Here is a 16,962-nt window from a genome sequence, read left to right on the forward strand (position 1 = left end):
TTTAATAGTTCAACCGATTCTTTGTACATTTATGATAGGTATGTAAATGGAAACAGTTTTCGTTCTTCCCGAATTTGATCTCGCTTTTTGGGCATCCGCATTAATTATAACTGTAGCAGGAATGGTCCGTGGGTTCTCTGGGTTTGGTTCAGCCTTAATTATGGTTCCAAGTTTAGCACTTTTCTATTCACCTATTTCAGCCGTTATTTGTGTCATCATTATTGATGGATTAGGAAGCTTGCAAATGATCCCTTTTGCAATTCGTCATAGTGACAAAAAAACGGTTATACCTCTTGCTATAGCTGCGTTAATAGGTATCCCACTGGGTGCTGCGATGCTTCTTTCTATTGATGCGAGCATAATCAAAAAAGTAATGGCCGTTTTTGTTCTGATATTTGTAGTGCTAATTTTTAAGGGGTGGCAGTTAAAGGGGAATAGAACTTTTGGTACCAAGATGATTGCCGGCTTCATTAGCGGCCTTTGTAGCGGAAGTATTGGGATGGCAGGTCCCCCAGTAATTTTATATTTAATGTCCAGTGGTAGTAATCCGCAGTCATTGCGTGCAAGTATTACATTATACTTTGTGTTCACGACCATAATAGCCATGACAACTTTTGTATCCGCAGGTGTATTTGAATGGTCTTATTTAACAATCAGTGTTTTCTTCATCCCATTTTTTGTCTTTGGTGTCATATTAGGTGGTAAGTTATTTCATCTGGCAACACCTAAGATATTCAAAAACATCACACTTATACTTCTTTCTGTAGTCGGCATCAGCACCTTGATTGGAAGCTAATAAAATTCTTCCTTAATTAAGTCTTGCTTATATCCGGCGCATCAGCGAATTTTCTAAGATTGAATACTCAAAAGGAAACTATTAAATGTCGGCATTAAAATCAGTTTGTGTTTATTGCGGTGCAAGTAACAATGTCTCTGATGTATATAAAAACGCAGGTCAACAATTAGGCCAAAAACTAGCTGAACATAAATCTCGCTTAATTTATGGTGGCGGAAGTGTTGGCATTATGGGAATTGTGGCCGATGCGGTCATGGATAGTGGTGGTGAGGTTACGGGTATCATCCCAAAGTTTCTGGACGATTATGAAGTTGGTCATCAACACCTTACAGAGCTAATTATCACCGAAAATATGCATGAACGTAAAAACCTAATGGCGGAAAAAGCAGAATCTTTTGTTGTTTTACCGGGTGGTCTTGGCACATTAGAAGAGTTCTTCGAAATGGTGACATGGAAACAACTTGGTCTCCATGATAAGCCAATCGTGATCTTTAATGTTAATGGTTTTTGGGACGCTCTTGTTACTTTAATCGATCATCAAATTTCTGAAAAATTTGCGCGTGAAGAGAACCGATCCCTATTTACAGTCGCAACCACAGTAGATGAAATTATTGAACAACTTGAGACTGCGCCAACTCCTTCTGGCGAAGTTGCCTCTAAATGGACTTGATTTTTATTTGCTAATAAATCATGCTTTAACAGTCAGTTTAAACATTTGAATCAAAAAAATAAAACTCAATCGGAAAAATTAAGGTAAATGTCTGAACAACCAACACATACTAAAACTTATCGTAAACTGGTTGAAGGTACCACAATCAACAATACATCCTTATTGTCGACGGATTATCTGAATCACTTTAATGAGCTTGTTATGCTGTTAGAAATGGTCGCAGACATGCCAGACATGATGGAAGAAGTGAAACTTTGGCATCCGAAAACTTATGCGGAACATTTTGCAGATAGTGTTTTCACCCATAAAGATCTTGCGATTGCAGCATATGAACATGCACCTATTGAATTTAAAGATCCATTCGACAAAACCGTTGATGCGGTAAATAATGCAATTTTGAGCGGCCTTCCCCATCTCGAAGAAATTATTTCTCAAGGCGATCCTGAAATTATCCGTCACGAAGCAGTAAGCTTTACGCGAAACGTCCAACAACTCACCGAACGGGCGAGCGCAATCATCAATGGCGTTGTGCACGAAGAGATGGAAACACAACAAATCGTTGAAGAAGAAGATGCAGAAAAAACCGTTATGGATCAAAATGCGATTGATAGTTTATTCAATTAATTTTTTCCCAAATAGAACAAATATAAAAAAGCCGAGGTTTTCCTTGGCTTTTTTATTATCCTCACTATATTACACATAAAATTATGTTGTTTTATTTTATTGTACTTTTATTTCTTGTTATTATATAAAATCCACATCACTAATTTACTTGAGGATAAAACCGTGAGCTATTTCCCACTTTTCATGACCATGAAAGCGCGCCCTGCGCTTGTAATTGGTGGAGATGAGCTGGCAGCGCGCAAAGTACGCCTGCTAGAAAAAGCATCTGCACGCATTCATGTAATGGCAGTGGAAATGTGTTGCGAGTTACAGGAAAAAGCTGAAGCTGGTAAAATCACATGGCTTAAAGATCAAGTCCCATATGTGATTTCAAAAGAATATGCATTTGTTGTTTCTGCAACAGGTGTCGATAAGTTAGATCGAGAAATATCTGAAAAAGCGCGTATATCTAACGTACCCGTAAATGTTGTTGATCGTCCAGAACTATCCGATTTTATCTTCCCGGCGATTATTGACCGCAGCCCAGTTATGGTCGCCGTTTCCAGTGGTGGCACGGCCCCTGTGCTTGCACGTCGTATCCGCGCACAAATTGAGACTTTATTACCTACTAATATTGGTCGCCTTGCAGATTTATCTGAAAAGTTTCGTAGCGCCGTCAAAGCATTATTTCCAACCGAACGTCAACGTCGCGTATTTTGGGAGCGTTATTTTGATGGCGAAGCCGCAAGCAACTTCCTTGCTGGCAATGAAGATGATGCACAAGAAAAGCTAATGACGGCCGTTAATGATGCCTCCAATGGTAAAATTGGCGAAGGCCGTGTGTTACTTGTTGGTGCAGGTCCAGGTGATCCTGATCTTTTAACCATGCGTGCATTTCGGGCATTACAAAATGCGGACCTTATTGTGACTGATCGTTTAGTCGATGATCGCATTCTTGACTTAGCCCGCCGTGACGCAGAGCGTCTTTATGTGGGTAAAGAAAAAGGTAAACATACGGTTCATCAATCCTTGATCAACCGTGTTATCGCAAGTGCGGCACAAAAGGGACAAACTGTTGTGCGCCTTAAGGGCGGCGACCCATTTATCTTTGGTCGCGGTGGCGAAGAAATGGCTTATCTTGAAGATAAAGGGATCTCAGTCGAGATCGTACCAGGTATTACAGCTGCTACAGGTGCAGCAGCAGCGGCAAATATTCCCCTAACCCACCGTGATTTCGCCAGCAGCGTGAGCTTTATTACTGGCCATGTAAAAGACGGTGGCGAAGAACCAGATTGGGATCATTTAGCATCAAGTCGCCAAACACTAGTTTTCTATATGGGTATAGATAATGCAGGCCGCATTTCTGGTAAATTAATGCAAGCGGGATTATCCGCGGATATGCCTGCAGCAATTATTGAAAATGCAACGCGCCCAAACCAACGTGTTATCAAAGGCTCACTTGCAGGACTGGATCCAATGGTCTTAGCAAATAACATTCAGAGCCCTGCCCTGTTGGTCATCGGCGAGGTAACACGTTTTGCAAAAACAGATTTCAACAAATTCATTACAAATAACGAAGAATCTTCTGCTGCATCAAAAGCAGCTGTGTAATCAGGAGTATTAAACAAATGTCTGCGCATATCTTAACAGCTAACCACTTGATTGAAGGTGGTGTTGTTTATCTTACCGCTGATAATGAATGGAGTGGTAGCATCGCCGATGCCCGTATTGCAAATAGTGAAGAGGAACTAGCTGCAATTACAGAAGAAGGACAATTGGCATTAACCAATAACAAGGTTGTTGATCCACATACAGTGCCAGTATCTTTGGAAGGCAATTTTGCAATTCCGACACATGTAAAAGAACGTATTCGTGCCAAAGGCCCGACAATCCATCCGCAATTTGGCAAACAAGCAGAAATCCCTGCCATTGCTGAAAATATTGCCACCTATTAAGCGATTTATAGGAAAGATAATAAAATGTATCGTTATGACGAATTCGATAGCCGGTTTGTTACGCAGCGCGTAAGCCAGTTTCGTGATCAGGTAGAACGTCGCCTAGCAGGCGAACTAACAGAAGATGAATTCAAACCTTTGCGTTTGATGAATGGCCTATATTTGCAGCTTCATGCCTATATGCTGCGTGTTGCAATTCCATATGGCAGCTTTGATGCAAACCAAATGCGTAAATTGGCGCATATTGCCCGTCACTATGACAAAGGGTATGGCCATTTCACAACACGCCAAAATATTCAATATAACTGGCCAAACTTGAAAGATGTGCCAGAGATTCTTGATGAATTGGCATCTGTAGAAATGCATGCAATTCAGACAAGTGGTAACTGTATTCGTAATACGACTTCTGACCCATATGCAGGTGCGATTGCAGGCGAAGCTGTTGATCCACGTATCTATTGCGAAATTATTCGTCAATGGTCTAGCCTTCATCCTGAGTTTACCTTCTTACCTCGTAAGTTCAAAATCGCGGTAACTGCTTCTGCACATGATCGTGCTGCCATTAAGTTCCATGATATTGGATTGCTTGCTAAGCGTAATGAAGCTGGCGAATTGGGATTTGAAGTTCTTGTTGGTGGTGGTCAAGGCCGTACGCCAATGATTACGAAGCCATTACGTGAATTTGTTGCTGAGAAAGATTTGCTATCCTATTTGGAAGCAACATTGCGCGTTTATAACCTTTATGGGCGTCGCGACAATAAATATAAAGCACGTATCAAAATCTTGGTTCATGAACGTGGTATTGATGAGATTCGTGATCGTGTTGAACAAGAATGGGCACAAATCAAAGATTCTGCATTAGAAATGCCACAGGAAGAAATTGAACGTATCACAACCTATTTCCAAGGCCCTGCCCTACCAGATGCAAACTTAGATGATCGTAGCTACGAGGTTCACAAATTCGAAGATCGTGAATTTGCTCAATGGGTATCTCGTAATGTGAAAGGTCATCGTAAAGCTGGTTATGCGATTGTTGATATTTCATTGAAGAATATCGGTGAAGCACCAGGTGATATTACAGCAGATCAAATGGATGTTGTTGCTGATCTCTCAGAGAAATATGGCTTTGGCGAAATTCGTGCAACCCATGAACAAAATCTTGTATTGCCACATGTAAAAACCGAAGACCTCTATGTCCTATGGAAAAACTTGGCACAAGCAGATCTTGCAACAGGTAATATTGGCTTGATTTCTGATATGATTGCATGCCCGGGTCTGGATTATTGTGCCTTGGCGAATGCGCGAGCAATTCCAGTTGCTCAGTTGATTTCAAAGCGTTTTGAAGACATCCAACAACAACATAACATTGGCGATCTTAAATTAAAGATTTCTTGGATGTATCAATGCTTGTGGTCATCACCATGTCGGACATATCGGCATTTTAGGCGTGGATCGTAAAGGTGTTGAGAACTATCAAATCACTTTGGGTGGTAGCGCTGATGAAAATGCAGCAATAGGAACTCGCGTTGGTGCGGCTTTCTCATATGATGAAATTGTTGATGCGGTTGAAACAATCGTAAATACATATTTGGATATTCGTCAGGATGAAGATGAAACATTCCTGCAAACCTTTAACCGCGTGGGTGTAACCCCATTCAAGGAGACTCTCTATGCCACTCATTAAGAACGGTACCGAAATCGAAAATGAATGGAACTCGCTTGCTGAAGGTGAAAAATTTGATGGTCAACCAAATACATTGTTGAGCCTTCAAGAGTTTCACAACAATTATGAAACTATCAAAGATAGCAATTCAATTGTTGGTGTAGCTCTGACCGTTGATGATGAGGTTGACAGTTTGGAAGGAAAATTGGACCAAGTTGCATTGGTTACAGTTCATTTTCCAAGCTTTGCCGACGGTCGTGGTTTTTCACAAGCACGATTGGTGCGTGAACGTTTTGCCTTCACAGGTGAAATTCGTGCTGTAGGCCATATTATCCGCGACCAATACTTATATCTTGTCCGTAGCGGTGTTGATTCTGTGGATGCTGACCGCGCAACAGAAGCGGAATGGAAAGCTGCAATCGAAGAGTTTGATACATTCTATCAACCTGCGTTAAATAAGGGCACAGCAGCGTACCGTTTACGAAATAAGAAACAAGCTGCCGCTGCTTAACATGATATAATCAGAATCTTTGTCCGTCCCCCTTGAGACAAAGATCGTAAAGACTGAGGCCTTACCGATCGCACCCTACATATCGGTAAGGCTTTTTCTTTTCTATATTCTTGAGTGTGTAAATCACAAATTTCTTGTCGCTAAATCATAACTTTTTACGTTTTTTGCTTTGCAGCATTTGCACCTTTTGGAATGTCACTGTATGGTGCAGAAAAATTGAAGAGCTTTTTAACATCTCTTCTTCTACGATATAAATCCTCACTTTGAATAAGGAGCGGTTCCTACCATGTCTAAGATTAAGGTACAAAATCCGATCGTCGAACTTGACGGCGATGAAATGACACGCATCATTTGGGAATTCATTAAAGACAAATTGATTCTTCCATATCTTGATGTTGACCTTAAATATTATGATTTGGGCATCCAAAAACGTGATGAAACAGATGACCAAATTACAATTGATTCCGCAAATGCAATCAAAGAGCATGGCGTAGGCGTAAAATGTGCGACAATCACACCGGACGAAGCACGCGTAGAAGAATTCGGCCTAAAACAAATGTGGCGTAGCCCAAATGGTACCATCCGAAACATCTTGGGCGGTACTGTTTTCCGTGAACCAATTATTTGTGGCAATGTTCCACGTTTGGTTCCTGGCTGGACAAAACCAATTGTTGTGGCACGTCACGCTTTCGGTGACCAATACCGCGCGACAGACTTCAAAGTGCCGGGTGAAGGTCTATTGTCCATCACATTCTCTCCGACTGATCCAGAAGGTGAAACAATCCGTCACCAAGTCTTTAACTTTGAAGGCCCTGGTATTGCGATGGCGATGTATAACTTGGATGATTCCATCCGTGGTTTCGCACGTGCTTGTATGAATTATGGTTTAGCACGTAACGTTCCTGTTTATTTGTCTACAAAAAATACAATTTTGAAAGCATATGATGGTCGCTTTAAAGACCTCTTCCAAGAAGTTTATGAAGCAGAGTTTGAAGATACATTCAAATCCAAAGACCTATGGTATGAGCATCGTTTGATTGATGATATGGTTGCCTTCAACCTTAAATCCCATGGTGATTATGTATGGGCATGTAAGAACTATGACGGTGACGTACAGTCCGATACAGTTGCCCAAGGCTTTGGTTCTCTTGGCCTTATGACTTCTGTCTTGATGACACCAGATGGTAAGACTGTCGAAGCAGAAGCAGCACATGGTACCGTGACACGCCACTACCGCCAGCACCAAGAAGGCAAAGAAACGTCCACAAACCCAATCGCGTCAATTTTCGCTTGGACACGTGGCTTGAAATATCGTGGTAAGTTTGACAACACACCTGATGTTCAACGTTTTGCTGAGATGCTTGAGAAAGTATGTGTAGATACAGTTGAAAAAGGCTTCATGACCAAAGATTTGGCTTTGTTGGTTGGTGCAAATCAAGAATGGCTAACAACAAATCAGTTCCTAGATAAAATCGATGAGAACTTGAAAAAATCCATGGATGCTAATTGGTAATCAATTATATCTTCCAAATGATAAAAGCCCGAAGATTACTTCGGGCTTTTTCTTTATCAACTTACTGAGTGCAAAGGAAAGTAATACGCTTTCGCTTTGTCAGTGGGCAACCATTCATAAACCAATCAAAATCCCATGGATGAACATTTCTAGCTCCAATAGGGCATTCCGCTAAAGCCAATTGTTCAATTTCTTTTTTTTCTGTGGGTTCACCACTATGACACACAGATACCGCCTCATATCCATCTGGTATTTCTTTCACGTTATCACTATTCGTTATCGATGGACTATTTGCACATGCTGTAACAGTTAACAACAAGCCAAAAACAATTAACTTTTTCATTACAATAGTTCTTTCATTGCTGATTCTAATCCCCCTAGTGTAAGGGGATACATACGATCTTCCATTAACTCTCGGAGTATCTGAACAGACTGATGATACTCCCAACGTTTTTCAGGTTGAGGATTAATCCAAACCGCATTTGAAAACCGCCCTAAAAGGCGTTGTAGCCAAACCTGACCTGCTTCCTCATTCCAATGCTCCACACTGCCACCGGGATAAACAATCTCATAAGGGCTCATTGTTGCGTCCCCAACGATAACCACTTTATAATCTTCTGGATAAGTGCGTAACACATCCCATGTAGAAATTTTATCCTGCCATCTATTCTTACTATTCTTCCAAACATGTTCGTACAAGCAATTATGGAAATAAAAATATTCCATATGCTTAAATTCACTTCTGGCAGCAGAAAACAGTTCCTCGCAAACTTTAATATGGTCGTCCATCGACCCACCAACATCAAAAAAGAGAAGGACTTTCACAGAATTATGGCGTTCAGGTATCATCTTTAAATCTAACATGCCCGCATTACTAGCGGTAGACCTGATTGTATCATCCAAATCTAATTCGGTAGCAGCCCCCTGCCGTGCGAATCGACGTAAACGACGTAATGCGACTTTGATATTTCTTGTTCCAAGTTCGACATCATCGGACAAATTTTTAAATTCACGTTTATCCCAAACTTTCACAGCACGTCTATGACGTGATTCATGTTGGCCAATACGGATACCTTCAGGGTTATATCCATAAGCCCCAAATGGGGATGTTCCTGCTGTGCCAATCCATTTATTACCGCCTTGATGGCGTTTTTGCTGCTCCTCCAAACGTTTTTTCAACGTTTCCATTAATTTTTCAAAGCCGCCAAGCGCTTCAATCGCGGCTTTATCTTCTTCTGATAAATGTTTCTCAGCTAAATTCCTAAGCCATTCTTCAGGGATTTCTTGAGGATTCAGTCCTTCATCCCCCTCAAGTCCTTTAAAGACATGCGCGAAAACTTGATCAAAACGATCCAAGTATTTTTCATCCTTCACTAAAGCCGCGCGACTTAGATAATAAAAATTGTTTACGCTATAATCTGCCACGTTTTTATCCATTGCTTCCAGCAGCATTAGATATTCCTTTAAGGAAACAGGTATCCCTACCTTTCGTAAATCTTCAAACAGATTCAAAAACATATAAAGTTATCCCGAAGCCCAACATAGTATAACAAAATGATATAGCGTTAACTTTTAACAAATTACAACAACAGTCACAACTTGTACGAAATGCGAATATGAATTATTATGTATATTACAGAGGGGTAACATTATGCAGAATGCATAACTGGTTTGTGGGATCCAGATGTTAGCTTTTCGAAGCAGGACATAACAAAGCCAGAATGGACTTTGAAAGGGAAGTTTCATGAATATCAGTTCTTTAACAGAATTGGTAGATATTGCGCGGGATGATACCCCCGAAAGCCGCAATATGCTTATTTCCTCAATTAACAATATCTGCCTTGCGTCCGGACGTGAAATGTCTTCACGTGAAAAGGACTTAATTTACGACATTGTTGCACAACTTCTTCAGGCTGTTGAATTACAAGTGCGTGAAAATTTAGCCGCGTCACTTGCTGAACAACAGGATGTTCCAAAAGAACTTGTATTAGCACTTGCAAATGATGTGATTGATGTCGCCCGCCCTGTTATTTTAAAAAGTAAGATTCTTGAAGATCAAGACCTTATCCAATTAATTCTAGAAAAAGCAGAACAACATCAATTAGCAGTCAGTAGCCGCCCTGATATTTCTGAAGACGTATCAGAAACATTGGTCGAAACTCAGAATGTAGAGGTCATTACCTCCCTACTCCACAATGGCTCCGCTAATATTTATACAGAAACCATTGATAAACTTGTTGATGATTCACAAGATGTTGAAAATTATCAAGAAGCCCTGATCAAACGAAAAGAACTGCACCAAGATATGGCAAAACGCATGTATGGTTTTGTTGGGGATGCCTTAAAAGAACATCTTGAATTACGTTTCTCTGAAGAAGATATGAGTATTGAGCTCGAAGATGCTGTTGCACAAGCTGTCAACGATGCCATGGAAGAAACAAGTTTCGATGATGGCCTTGATGAAATCCTAGATCGCTTTAGTCCAAATTATACGGCAAATGCACGTGGAATGGTTGTTGCACTTCGTGACGGCGATGTTTTCAAGTTTGAAGAGTTATTCGCTGATTTCTCTGGTCTGGGGCATAGTTTCGTGACCCGTATCCTATATGATGAAGGTCCGAATTCATTAGCAATATGCTGCCGGGCTTGTGGGGTTAGTTATCAAGATTTCAGCGATATTCTTTGCCTTCTTAAAAATAACGCAAATCCACATATCTTTGCGAGCAATCCTTTATATAAAAAGACCATGGATTATTTTGAAAAAATGGACGGTGAAGGTGCAGTTAAGGTTTTGAACTCTTGGCGAGAATCTTATCCACCTGTCCATTAAGAGGGGATTTCCCCTATCTCAAATTAGATAATTTCAACACCTTTTGCTTTCATATCTTCAAGAGTAGCAGAGAGAGAGCCGCCTAAATCAATCCCTCTACATGCGCCTGAAATAAGGACAGCCTCAAAACCAGATTTAACAGCGTCCAAGGCAGAATAATACACACAAAAATCTGTCGCGAGACCACATAAGAAAACGCGATCAATGTTACGGCTTTTTAGATATCCTTCCAATCCTGTTGGAGTGACTTGATCATTTTCGAAAAATGCAGAATAAGAATCGATCGCCGATCGAAATCCTTTACGAATGATCATTTGCGCCGCATTTACGTCCAAATCTTTATGAAACGCCGCACCATGACTACCTGACACACAATGATCGGGCCATAAAACTTGCGTTCCATAGGATAACTCGATTGTTTCTAAAGGGTTTTTGCCTTCATGCTGACTGGCAAAAGAGGAATGATCGCTTGGATGCCAATCTTGTGTATATACGACTGTATCAAATTTTGACTGCAGCTCCATAATCGGCTCGACCACAGCATCTCCATCTGGCACAGCCAAGGCACCACCAGCACAAAAATCATTTTGTACATCAATTACGATAAGGGCATCAGTCGGACGAATATCCATCATTTCTACTCCAATGGTGGTATATGTAAATCTATAATCAATCGATATGATTGTGATCACATTATCAATAGCATTTCTTGCGAACTGCTATAAGATAAATATGTTGGTGCTTTATTCCAATAACAACTTAATAAATCAATCATTAAGGATCAAAAAATGTCCATTGAGGAATATAAAAATATTGGCGATCAAGCTTTTCGTCAAACAGACATTATGGGACGTGAGTTTGAAGCCACTTATGCAGGTGCACTCAGTTTTTTACGCCGGAAATACACTCGTGATTTAACTGGCGCACATGTGGCTGTCACGGGTATTCCTCTGGATCTGGCAACAACCTTTCGTCCGGGTGCGCGCTTTGGTCCTCAAGGCGTTCGCGCAGCTTCCGTCCAATTAGCGGAGTTAGATGCCTTTCCTTTTAATTTTGATCCGTTCGAACATCTAGGTGTTGTGGATTATGGGGATTGCTATTTCGATCACGGTTTTGCCAATGAAATTCCAGAAGCGATTCAACAACATATCAAAGAAATTATTGATCAAGATGTAAGTACCTTATGTATTGGTGGTGATCATTTTGTAACTTACCCAATATTGAAAGCTTATCATGAAAAGCTAGGTGAACCGATAAGTCTGGTACATTTTGATGCACATCCAGATACATGGGACGATACGAACCAACCACTAAACCATGGCACAATGTTCACACGTGCAGCGAAAGAAGGAATTGTTGATCCTTCAAAATCTGTTCAAATCGGTATTCGCACCATTTCAGATGATGTTGGCTTTAATATCCTACATGCACCTTGGGTTCATGAACATGGACCTGCAGCTGTTGTCAAACGCGTGAAAGAAATTGTCGGTGATCGACCTGCATATTTAACCTTTGATATTGATTGTCTTGATCCCGCATTTGCACCTGGTACTGGCACTCCTGTGCCGGGCGGCCTCACAAATGCACAAGCGTTCAGTATCGTGCGTGGTTTCACAGATATTAACTGGATTGGGATGGATATTGTTGAGGTTGCCCCTGCCTATGACCATGCAGAAATCACGGCGTTAAATGCCGCTACTATTGCGCATGACTATCTTTGTCTCATGGCTATGAAGCATGGTGCGAAACCAAATCCGCGCCCTGACGCAGAATAAATATAATTACAATTTATACGATATTATTGTATCCAAATTGCGTCATGACTTATAAGTGCTTCTCTGATATTATACCTAACAAGGAATAGAGTATAATTGAGGAGGAGCATCAAATGGCGGAAATATCAGCCGCACGTAGCGATTTTCCCAGAAGGGAAATGCCACGTCATATGTCATCTATCCCTGCAAGTTTTCAAGTTTATGGAGAGACGTTCGTAGGCACAATCGTCAACCTATCGATTTCGGGTGCTATGATAATGGGATGTTATTCTTTGGCCCCAAATTCACGCATCATGTTAAATATGCCTGAAATTGGACGTATTGATGCATCTGTGATGTGGAATAATGGTGAAGCTTTGGGACTTACGTTTGAAAACGAAAGTACTCGACAACAAGATGTAGAATCTGCGCTGTCTCAAACCGTAAACGGCTTACCTGCACAAACGGATCGACGTAACCAAAACCAATATGCACAACCTGCATCAATTCATTGATTTCAAAAAATTTAATCCGTTGTTTTGAGTGAGTTATATATACATTTTTTTGCGTCATTTTTGCACAATGACGCGACATAAATGCTCGGTGACGCAATCCGAACATAGCTTCTGTAAAAACTCGTATAAAAAGTGATTAAATTGGCCTGAATTCTATTCGGGTTCATCTGATATATAATAAATCAAATAGTAATTTGCAGGATCCGGTACACATGTCCGAAAACACCACACAAGATAAATCCGTTTCTTTTGTTCTGGATGGTAACGAAGTTGTTGCGAAACCAGGAGAAACAATTTGGCAAGTCGCTCAACGTTTAGGAACAGAAATCCCTCATCTATGCTATACGCCTGAACCTGGTTATAGACCAGATGGTAACTGTCGTGCTTGTATGGTTGAAGTCGAAGGTGAACGCACCCTGACAGCGTCCTGTATCCGTGAACCGCAAAACGGCATGGTTGTTAAAACCGCAAGTGAACGTGCTAAACAATCTCGTGAAATGGTTTTTGAACTTCTAATGGCGGATCAACCTGCTAAAGAAGTTGCGCATGATCCAGATTCCCGTTTCTGGAACTGGGCGACAGATATGGGTGTTGAAACCAGTCGTTTTCCAGAACGAGAAAAAGTAGCCGTAGACGACAGTCACGTTGCGATGCGTGTGAATTTGGATGCATGTATACATTGTAACCTTTGTGTACGTGCATGTCGCGAAGTGCAGGTAAACGATGTGATTGGTATGTCCGGTCGTGGACATGGTGCAACTATTACTTTTGATTTTGGCGATCCAATGGGTCAATCCACTTGTGTGGCTTGTGGCGAATGTGTGCAAGCTTGCCCAACAGGCGCGTTAATGCCAGCAACACAATTGGATGATAACCAAGTCTTCACAGGTAAAGCTGATAAAATTGTTAAATCTCTCTGCCCATTCTGTGGAGTTGGTTGTCAAACCGAAATTCACGTTAAAGACAATAAGATTCTTAAAGTTGAAGGCCGTAACGGTATCGCGAACCAGCAACGCCTATGTGTTAAAGGTCGCTTCGGCATGGATTATGCCAGCCACCCAGCCCGCCTGACAAAACCACTAATTCGTAAAGAAGGCGTTGAAAAACGCTGGGATGATGAAGTTGATCAATCAAATCCATTCACTCATTTCCGTGAAGCAACATGGGAAGAAGCGTTGGATTTGGCGGCAAAAGGCATGAAAGACGTTCATGCGGCGCAAGGACCAAAAGGCATTGCCGGTTTTGGTTCAGCTAAAGGTTCCAACGAAGAAGCATACCTCTTCCAAAAATTGATCCGCACAGCTTTTAAAACAAACAATGTGGACCATTGTACACGCCTTTGCCATGCATCATCCGTTGCAGCTTTGATGGAAGGTATTAATTCAGGTGCAGTATCCGCGCCATTCCGCGCAGCTGAAGAATCAGATGTGATCATCATGATTGGTTGTCGTCCAAACTGGAACCATCCAGTAGCTGCAAGTTATTTCAAACAAGCGGCTAAACGTGGTGCGAAACTGGTTATTATGGATCCGCGAGGCCAAAACATGGCGCGTCACGCTTGGAAACATCTGCAATTCAAACCTGGTGCTGACGTATCCATGCTAAACGCTATCATCCACACGATTATTGAAGAAGGCCTTACAAATGAGGAATTCATCAAAGATCGTGTAGATAACTATGATGCGGTTAAAGAAAAAGTAAAACAATTCTCTCCAGAAAAAATGGCGGAGATTTGCGGTATTTCTGCGGAAGAACTTCGTGAAGTTGCACGTGCCTACGCAACAGCAGACAAATCCATTATCTTTTGGGGTATGGGTGTCTCACAACATGTTCACGGTACAGATAACTCACGCTGCTTGATCACCATGGCCATGATTACAGGTCAAATTGGCCGTGAAGGTACAGGCTTGCATCCACTACGTGGTCAAAACAACGTACAAGGCGCGTCTGACATGGGCCTTATTCCAATGTTCTATCCGAACTATAAGTTCGTTGATAAAGAAGACATCCATGCGAAATACGAAAAGTTCTGGGATACAAAATTGGATGATAAACGCGGCCTAACTGTTGTTGAAACAATGAATGCAATTCATGCCGGAGAAGTTCAGACTATGTATATCATGGGTGAAAATCCAGCGATGTCTGATCCGGATGCGCATCATGCTCGTGCAGCATTAGCAAAATTGAAGCATTTGGTTGTTCAAGATATCTTCATGACTGAAACCGCCTTCCATGCGGATGTGATCCTGCCTGCAAGCGCGTTCCAAGAAAAATGGGGCACTTTCACCAATACCAACCGTGAAGTACAATTAGCACGCCCTGCTCTTGAGATGCCTGGTGAAGCAAGACAGGATTGGGAACTTATTCAGGAACTGGCCAATCGTGTTGGGCTGAATTGGACATATACACATCCGAAAGACGTCTATGCAGAGATCGTTGAAGTGATGGATAATATGAAAGGCATCACTTGGGAACGTCTCGAAAATGAAGATTCTGTGACCTATCCATGTGCACAAGAAGGTGAGCCTGGAGATGCAATTATCTTCGTTGATCAATTCCCAACAGAATCCGGTCGTGCGAAGCTTGTACCAACAGATTTGGTACCACCTGCAGAAACACCAGATGATGATTTCCCGATGGTTCTAACAACAGGTCGCTTGCTTGAACATTGGCATACAGGTGCTATGACACGTCGTTCTACCGTTCTTGATACAATTGAACCAGAAGCTGTTGTCCACATTCACCCTGCATTTATGGCGGAACAAGGTATTGAACCGGGTGATATGGTGTATGTGCATACACGTCGCGGCTCCATCCATGTGAAAGCTCGTATGGACCGTGATGTGACCAAAGGCATGCTATTTGTGCCATTCTGTTTCTCTGAGGGCCCAGCAAACTTACTTACCAATCCAAAATTGGACCCATTTGGTAAGATTCCTGAGTTCAAATATTGCGCAGCCCGCCTTGAGAAGGCACCTGCACTCGCAGCTGAGTAAACAAATGTGACAAAGTCACTAATAAAAGGCCTTCTTTGATTTATATCAAAGAAGGCCTTTTCCATTTTAACTAGTATGGTTTTCGACAGCAGAGAGACATTTCTTTTTCTGTCCTTAAATCCATCCACTTAGCCCGAAGATTTTTCTTCGGGTTATTTTTTGTCTTCTAGACATAAAAAAGAGGCTTAAAAGCCTCTTTAATTTTTAATCTTGTAACCTTTCCCAAGGCGGGACTGGGCTGAACTTCTCAACTAAGAAATCAACAAAACATCTTAGCTTTGGCGATAAATGTCGTCGCGATGGATAAACCGCATGTATTGGTATCTCAATATCACGATAAAAATCAGTTAATACACGGATTAACTTTCCATCCTCTACCTCTTTTGCAACTAAAAACTCAGCAAGACGTGCAATGCCACCACCGTTTAAAACCATATCATGAATAGATTCACCGTTATTCGCAGAGAAGTTACCCGTTGCTGTATACGGTACTTCTTCTTCACCAACTCTAAATACCCATTCATTCAATTGAGGCATTGAGAAAAAGGTTAAACAATTATGTTTTTCCAGTTCATCTGGATGTTGAGGCACACCATGTTTTTCAAGATATTCGGGTGACGCCACAATTGCCCGACGACTACGCGCAAGGAAACGGGCAACCATACTGGAATCCGCTAGCTCACCAAAACGAATAGCAGCATCGATTCCCTGTTCTACCAAATCAACGATACTATCGGTTTTAATCAACTCGATAGAAACATCAGGATAACGTTCTAAGAACTCAGGTAACAATGGGGTAATCTGATGACGTCCAAAAGCCACGCCGGTCGTAATACGAAGGCTGCCACGTGGTGTAGAATGCGATTGTGTTACAATCGATTCTGCATCTTCAATATCAGTCAGGATAGTTCGACAGCGTTCGAAAAAACTACGCCCCTCGGGTGTTAGCGACAAGCTACGTGTTGTACGGTTGATCAAGCGCACGCCCAGACGGTCTTCTAAACGTCCAATCTGTTTACTCACAGCGCTTGGCGTTAAAGACATAGCACGTGCCGCAGAAGAAAATCCGCCCTCTTCTACAACCTTTACAAAAACAGATAATTCACCAACCTTGTCCATCTCACATCACCTAAAATATCTATATATTCATTATTAA

At 41.6% G+C, this 16,962-nt stretch carries 17 protein-coding genes; 13 read left to right on the forward strand and 4 right to left on the reverse strand.

What is annotated here, in order from left to right:
• The first annotated feature begins 46 nt into the window (after positions 1-46).
• The 9 genes from E1160_RS04490 (at position 47) to E1160_RS04525 (ending at position 7,711) form a co-directional block, all read left to right on the forward strand.
• Positions 47-796 carry a sulfite exporter TauE/SafE family protein gene (locus E1160_RS04490; protein WP_155153806.1) on the forward strand — a complete coding sequence of 250 codons (750 nt, stop codon included), beginning with the start codon at positions 47-49 and terminating at the stop codon, positions 794-796.
• A gap of 85 nt (positions 797-881) precedes the next feature.
• Positions 882-1,466, forward strand: a complete 585-nt coding sequence (locus E1160_RS04495; protein ID WP_155153807.1) for an LOG family protein — start codon at positions 882-884, stop codon at positions 1,464-1,466.
• A gap of 87 nt (positions 1,467-1,553) precedes the next feature.
• Positions 1,554-2,090: a hypothetical protein gene (locus E1160_RS04500; protein WP_218048719.1), complete on the forward strand. Its 537-nt coding sequence runs from the start codon at positions 1,554-1,556 to the stop codon at positions 2,088-2,090.
• Between the two features lie 162 nt (positions 2,091-2,252).
• Positions 2,253-3,680 (forward strand): siroheme synthase CysG, encoded by a 1,428-nt coding sequence (cysG, locus tag E1160_RS04505; RefSeq protein WP_328597117.1) that lies wholly within the window; start codon positions 2,253-2,255, stop codon positions 3,678-3,680.
• A gap of 17 nt (positions 3,681-3,697) precedes the next feature.
• Positions 3,698-4,024 (forward strand): DUF2849 domain-containing protein, encoded by a 327-nt coding sequence (locus tag E1160_RS04510; RefSeq protein WP_155153808.1) that lies wholly within the window; start codon positions 3,698-3,700, stop codon positions 4,022-4,024.
• 24 nt (positions 4,025-4,048) lie between these two features.
• Complete coding sequence (locus E1160_RS04515; RefSeq protein ID WP_456236708.1) at positions 4,049-5,482, forward strand: nitrite/sulfite reductase; 1,434 nt, start codon at positions 4,049-4,051, stop codon at positions 5,480-5,482.
• Positions 5,472-5,708 carry a hypothetical protein gene (locus tag E1160_RS17530; protein ID WP_456236709.1) on the forward strand — a complete coding sequence of 79 codons (237 nt, stop codon included), beginning with the start codon at positions 5,472-5,474 and terminating at the stop codon, positions 5,706-5,708. The genes E1160_RS04515 and E1160_RS17530 overlap by 11 nt, the downstream gene beginning before the upstream one ends.
• Positions 5,695-6,198, forward strand: coding sequence for a DUF934 domain-containing protein (locus tag E1160_RS04520; RefSeq protein ID WP_155153809.1), 504 nt, complete (start codon positions 5,695-5,697; stop codon positions 6,196-6,198). The genes E1160_RS17530 and E1160_RS04520 overlap by 14 nt, the downstream gene beginning before the upstream one ends.
• Positions 6,199-6,484: 286 nt before the next feature.
• Positions 6,485-7,711: an NADP-dependent isocitrate dehydrogenase gene (locus E1160_RS04525; protein WP_155153810.1), complete on the forward strand. Its 1,227-nt coding sequence runs from the start codon at positions 6,485-6,487 to the stop codon at positions 7,709-7,711.
• Positions 7,712-7,772: 61 nt separating this feature from the next.
• Here the strand turns inward: E1160_RS04525 and E1160_RS04530 are convergent, their stop codons facing one another.
• Positions 7,773-8,054 carry a hypothetical protein gene (locus E1160_RS04530; protein WP_155153811.1) on the reverse strand — a complete coding sequence of 94 codons (282 nt, stop codon included), beginning with the start codon at positions 8,052-8,054 and terminating at the stop codon, positions 7,773-7,775.
• Entirely contained in the window at positions 8,054-9,229 is a 1,176-nt protein-coding gene (locus E1160_RS04535; protein WP_155153812.1) for a vWA domain-containing protein, read from the reverse strand. Before E1160_RS04535 ends, E1160_RS04530 begins: the two co-directional genes overlap by 1 nt.
• A 226-nt stretch (positions 9,230-9,455) precedes the next feature.
• Here E1160_RS04535 and E1160_RS04540 point away from each other — a divergent pair, with 226 nt between their 5' ends.
• Positions 9,456-10,541, forward strand: a complete 1,086-nt coding sequence (locus tag E1160_RS04540; protein WP_155153813.1) for a DUF2336 domain-containing protein — start codon at positions 9,456-9,458, stop codon at positions 10,539-10,541.
• Positions 10,542-10,564: 23 nt separating this feature from the next.
• Here the strand turns inward: E1160_RS04540 and pncA are convergent, their stop codons facing one another.
• A complete protein-coding gene (gene pncA / locus E1160_RS04545; protein ID WP_268890604.1) occupies positions 10,565-11,176 on the reverse strand; it encodes a bifunctional nicotinamidase/pyrazinamidase in 612 nt (203 codons plus the stop codon).
• 153 nt (positions 11,177-11,329) lie between these two features.
• Between pncA and speB the strand changes: the two genes are divergently transcribed.
• The 3 genes from speB to fdhF all read left to right on the forward strand — a co-directional run bounded on the left by speB (position 11,330) and on the right by fdhF (position 15,806).
• A complete protein-coding gene (speB, locus tag E1160_RS04550) occupies positions 11,330-12,316 on the forward strand; it encodes an agmatinase (protein WP_155153814.1) in 987 nt (328 codons plus the stop codon).
• A 113-nt stretch (positions 12,317-12,429) separates the two neighbouring features.
• The gene (locus E1160_RS04555) at positions 12,430-12,810 is read left to right on the forward strand and encodes a PilZ domain-containing protein (RefSeq protein WP_155153815.1); all 381 of its coding nucleotides are present in this window, start codon (positions 12,430-12,432) and stop codon (positions 12,808-12,810) included.
• Positions 12,811-13,022: 212 nt separating this feature from the next.
• A complete protein-coding gene (gene fdhF, locus E1160_RS04560; protein ID WP_155153816.1) occupies positions 13,023-15,806 on the forward strand; it encodes a formate dehydrogenase subunit alpha in 2,784 nt (927 codons plus the stop codon).
• Between the two features lie 204 nt (positions 15,807-16,010).
• Here fdhF and E1160_RS04565 read toward each other — a convergent pair whose 3' ends face one another.
• Entirely contained in the window at positions 16,011-16,925 is a 915-nt protein-coding gene (locus E1160_RS04565) for a LysR family transcriptional regulator (RefSeq protein WP_155153817.1), read from the reverse strand.
• Positions 16,926-16,962: the final 37 nt, after the last annotated feature.

Origin of the sequence: Curvivirga aplysinae, assembly GCF_009711445.1 — a bacterium.
GTDB classification, from domain to species: domain Bacteria; phylum Pseudomonadota; class Alphaproteobacteria; order UBA8366; family Aestuariispiraceae; genus Curvivirga; species Curvivirga aplysinae.

Coding starts and splice junctions, on each gene's coding strand:
- E1160_RS04495 (WP_155153807.1), top strand. CDS start 882: ATGTCGGCATTAAAATCAGTTTGTGTTTATTGCGGTGCAAGTAACAAT.
- E1160_RS04565 (WP_155153817.1), bottom strand. CDS start 16,925: ATGGACAAGGTTGGTGAATTATCTGTTTTTGTAAAGGTTGTAGAAGAG.
- E1160_RS04510 (WP_155153808.1), top strand. CDS start 3,698: ATGTCTGCGCATATCTTAACAGCTAACCACTTGATTGAAGGTGGTGTT.
- E1160_RS04535 (WP_155153812.1), bottom strand. CDS start 9,229: ATGTTTTTGAATCTGTTTGAAGATTTACGAAAGGTAGGGATACCTGTT.
- fdhF (WP_155153816.1), top strand. CDS start 13,023: ATGTCCGAAAACACCACACAAGATAAATCCGTTTCTTTTGTTCTGGAT.
- E1160_RS04555 (WP_155153815.1), top strand. CDS start 12,430: ATGGCGGAAATATCAGCCGCACGTAGCGATTTTCCCAGAAGGGAAATG.
- pncA (WP_268890604.1), bottom strand. CDS start 11,176: ATGATGGATATTCGTCCGACTGATGCCCTTATCGTAATTGATGTACAA.
- E1160_RS04540 (WP_155153813.1), top strand. CDS start 9,456: ATGAATATCAGTTCTTTAACAGAATTGGTAGATATTGCGCGGGATGAT.
- E1160_RS04525 (WP_155153810.1), top strand. CDS start 6,485: ATGTCTAAGATTAAGGTACAAAATCCGATCGTCGAACTTGACGGCGAT.
- E1160_RS04515 (WP_456236708.1), top strand. CDS start 4,049: ATGTATCGTTATGACGAATTCGATAGCCGGTTTGTTACGCAGCGCGTA.
- E1160_RS04530 (WP_155153811.1), bottom strand. CDS start 8,054: ATGAAAAAGTTAATTGTTTTTGGCTTGTTGTTAACTGTTACAGCATGT.
- speB (WP_155153814.1), top strand. CDS start 11,330: ATGTCCATTGAGGAATATAAAAATATTGGCGATCAAGCTTTTCGTCAA.
- E1160_RS04500 (WP_218048719.1), top strand. CDS start 1,554: ATGTCTGAACAACCAACACATACTAAAACTTATCGTAAACTGGTTGAA.
- E1160_RS04490 (WP_155153806.1), top strand. CDS start 47: ATGGAAACAGTTTTCGTTCTTCCCGAATTTGATCTCGCTTTTTGGGCA.
- E1160_RS04520 (WP_155153809.1), top strand. CDS start 5,695: ATGCCACTCATTAAGAACGGTACCGAAATCGAAAATGAATGGAACTCG.